Below are 330 nucleotides of genomic sequence, written 5' to 3'. Positions count from 1 at the left end.
CCTAAGAAAAGGCCGACAACACCATAGTCTGTATCAGAGAATGTAGAATTTTCGAAGCCAAGATTGCCTAATACCGGCATTAGCGCAATTGGCATGAAACTGATAACGATTCCGTGGATGAATGAACCGAGTATCGCGCCTCTGCGCCCGCCTGTGGCATTGCCAAATACCCCTGCCGTTGCACCACAGAAAAAGTGGGGAACGACGCCTGGTAAAACGATTATCGTGTGGAAGGCAATCATGATGAACATGCTGACGATACCGCCAATAAAACTTGAGAAAAAGCCGACCAAAACAGCGTTTGGTGCATATGGAAAGACAATTGGACAG

Annotated in this window: 1 protein-coding gene; it reads right to left on the bottom strand. The window is 47.3% G+C overall.

Annotated features, from left to right (window positions below):
• Positions 1-293, bottom strand: a 293-nt coding sequence (locus ACLWS4_RS38150; protein ID WP_416876591.1) for a PTS transporter subunit IIC, incomplete at its 3' end; no start/stop codon positions are given.
• Positions 294-330: the final 37 nt, after the last annotated feature.

Source organism: Kitasatospora sp. SC0581, from assembly GCF_048159585.1.
In the GTDB taxonomy this organism is placed as follows: Bacteria; Actinomycetota; Actinomycetes; order Streptomycetales; family Streptomycetaceae; genus Kitasatospora.
The sequence above is the reverse complement of the archived record's forward strand: the minus strand, read 5'-3'. Positions and strand labels throughout refer to the sequence as shown.